3 protein-coding genes are annotated in these 3,133 nt (G+C 59.3%); all 3 read left to right on the forward strand.

The genetic code is table 11. The features are described from left to right. Nucleotides 1–815 precede the first annotated feature (815 nt). The 3 genes from JF66_RS16240 (at nt 816) to JF66_RS16250 (ending at nt 3,041) form a co-directional block, all read left to right on the forward strand. Entirely contained in the window at nt 816–1,325 is a 510-nt protein-coding gene (locus JF66_RS16240) for an RNA polymerase sigma factor (RefSeq protein ID WP_197059447.1), read from the forward strand. 12 nt (nt 1,326–1,337) lie between these two features. Continuing rightward, on the forward strand, nt 1,338–1,781 hold the full coding sequence (locus JF66_RS16245) for a hypothetical protein (protein WP_035879659.1): 444 nt from the start codon (nt 1,338–1,340) through the stop codon (nt 1,779–1,781). A gap of 600 nt (nt 1,782–2,381) precedes the next feature. After that, on the forward strand, nt 2,382–3,041 hold the full coding sequence (locus JF66_RS16250; protein WP_231556470.1) for a DUF2079 domain-containing protein: 660 nt from the start codon (nt 2,382–2,384) through the stop codon (nt 3,039–3,041). Nucleotides 3,042–3,133 lie beyond the last annotated feature (92 nt).

The following is a 3,133-nucleotide window of genomic DNA, read 5'->3' on the forward strand; positions in this document are numbered from 1 at the left end:
TGCTCGGCAGTGCATCCTGTGAGGAAAAAAACGGCAAGGCCCAGAGCGCTCAGCCGATGACGGCTGAAGCGTTTATTGAATGTTGATTTTCGACCACCGTGAGTGGGCCCTTCAGAACGAGCTACTGGTAGCTTTCTCATGAGCAATTTACCTATCTATTCACTACGAATGATGACTCTTCATTGAGCGGAGTCAGACTTGTGCTCACGACCACGACTGTATCGATTCCATTGGTCACTAGGACGCGCCAGGACACGGCACGTCGGGCGACGCCGGGCGACTGAGCCGGACGAATTTGCCGTGTGGCGGCCGCGTGGTCAGCGAGAGTTAGATCAGGGCTGTCGGCAGCATCAGACCCCTCCGTCTCTCGTTGCACGCGCCGCCGGGGCCTGTAGCGCTTCAGCTTCCACCTCTAACCAGCTCGATGAAGTCGCCGACGGTCTCGTCAATGTCCGGTTTCACGTAAACCGCTGCTTCGGCCTGTGCGGTTCGCGTCGATAGGTCCGTCCAGACAGCATCGGAGTGATGCTTTCACCCCAGACCCTGCAGCTTCGTCCTCGTTCACGCGCCCCCACTCGTTGTCTCCACCCTAGTGATCACGGAGCCCCGGCGAGTATCCAGCAGGTCTTTTCCGGTGAACGCTGCGCCACGTGACCCCCACTGCGGGTCAGAGTTGGGACAGAAACAATTCTGGACTGTCTGACGATTGTGGACATCTATTCATGGCGAATTGGACCGCCGTGTCACAAAGGCTTGCTCCGCTGACACTGTATAGGTGGAGGTACATCTTGAATTCTGACTCAGACAATACGCTCGTGGCAAGCCTTAACCGTGGTGACAAAGGTGCCTTTTCCGAGCTCATGACACGGCACGGACCGGCCGTGTACCGGTTTGCCTGGGCATTGGCAGACGAGGCGCACCAAGCCGACGATTTTCTTCAAGACACCTTCCTGGTGATGTGGAAGCGACGGCACAAAATCGTGCTGGCAGGTGAGTCGGCGCTCCCTTGGCTACTGACGACCTGCCGATTCACGGTCTACAACTCCAACAGGCGCTCCCGCGCGCGGCGGACGCTTCCACTCGACGCAGCAGAGACTGCCACAAACGCGGGCGCACCGACGTCAGCAATCGAAGAGTTGAACTGGGTCCGGGAAGAAATTGATGCCCTCAGCCAGATTGACAGGCAGCTGATTAATCGTTGCCTGCTCGAAGGAGAGAGCTACGCACAAGCCGCAGCCGCGCTCGGTATGACACCCGCAGCCGCGCGCAAGCGCGTCCAACGCACCCGCATCCGCCTAGGTGCAGCACGAATTGAAAACCAGTAGAAGGAGCACCTCGTGAACATCACACCCCCCAACCAAGCACAGATCGCATCGACCGTCGCGAACGCCGAACGCAGTGTTCGCCGAACCATCGGACGCCGACACGGCATGGCCCGGATAGGAATCGGAGCAGGAGCTCTGCTAGTTCTCGGCATCGCCGGCAACGGAGCGGCCACGGCCTTCTTCCCCCAATACGTCGACCTCGACGGTGTCGTAAAGTCGGTCTACGCCGAAGACTTTGTCGATTGTATCCAGGCCGCCGGATGGGACGCCAGGATACTTCCCCCCGCCGAGAGCGTTCCCATAGTCGAGAATTGGGGCCTCGACCCCTCCACGTACACCGCCGTGTTCAGCCACCTCCTTCAGGACACCCAGGGTCAAGCAGGGCGCGCGATCTCGTTGTGCCAGGAGGAAATCTCTGAGGACGTCGGGGAACCGATCACAGGCATTTCAGGCTGATGGAGTACTCGCCGTGGGGACTCATCCGCACCGGTGCCGGGGTGACACGATCTATTTCACATGATCGACGATGACGAGCAATCGAACACAGCTGACCTTGCGTGGACACGAAGAGTACATTACTGCCCTGCTGCGGCCTCTGGTGCCCGTGGGTGGCATTCCATTACTGCGATTTGGAGCCCGGTCGTCCGAACGAGAATCGCCCTCAGCCCCTTCGCTGTCAACACCCTGGGTTGTCCGAAACGAAACCGCGCCCGAGATCTGCACGACGGATGGCAACGTCCCTGACCTATTGGAGATTGCCATGCGAAACGAGGAGAGCGGCCAGCCCAGGCCCTTCGACTTGCTCCAAATCCGCGTCGCACAAGATTCGGCTGCCGTGCCGCACCTGACCAGAACGTGCTGTCGAAATGGTACGTTTCGAGTTCAAGAGTGAGGTCAGCACGGTTCGGGGGCACGATGGCGAGTCAAACCTTGGGGCTCATCCCGCCCGTTGTTGGTGCTTCGAGTGTTGAGCAGGTTGAGGGCGCCTTCGTAAAGTCGCAAGCGCGGGCTGGAAGCGCCGGACCAGCGGCACTAGTCGGGCTATTCACTGCCACTGTGTACACCGTGTTTTCGTGGTTTCAATGGGACGCGTACGAGGTGCGGTCGTGGGACTTGGGAATTTTCACGCAGCTCGCGAAGCAGTACGCGTCATTTCATGCGCCTATCGTCACGATCAAGGGTGGCGACTTCAACCTTCTCGGGGATCACTTTCATCCGCTGCTTGTTCTTCTGGGACCGATCTATGCAGCTTTCCCCAGCGCCTTCACGTTGTTGGTCGTGCAAAATGTGCTGTTTGGAATGGCTGCTGCGGCCATCACTTACTCGGCGGGCCGGCTGCTGGGCCGGCCTGCGGCGCTGCTGTTTGGACTGGCCTTTGCTTCTAGCTGGGGCTTGCAGGGCGCCGCTGACGCTCAGTTTCACGAAATCGCCTTCGCGGTGCCTCTTTTGGCATTCTCGCTGACGGCCTTTCTGGGCCGGCAGTGGATCGCCTGCATGCTGTGGGCCATGCCCCTTGTGTTTGTGAAGGAAGACTTGGGCCTCACTGTGGCCGCGCTCGGGATCGTGCTCGCCTACCGCAGCCGCAAACCCCTCGGAATTTGGCTTGCGGCTTGGGGAATTGCATGGTTCGGTATCGCGAGTCTGATTGTCTTGCCCGCCCTCAACCCAGACGGCCATGGTCATGTCCCGTTGAGTGGTGTGGTTTCCCCGCTTTGAGCGTTGCTTTATCGACGTGAGGAGCCATCGTGGGATGGTCAGTGAGTACCGACTAAAGCAACTCACAAAGGACACCACACGATGGCTCTAGA

Source organism: Cryobacterium sp. MLB-32 (assembly GCF_000738085.1).
Taxonomy (GTDB): domain Bacteria; phylum Actinomycetota; class Actinomycetes; order Actinomycetales; family Microbacteriaceae; genus Cryobacterium.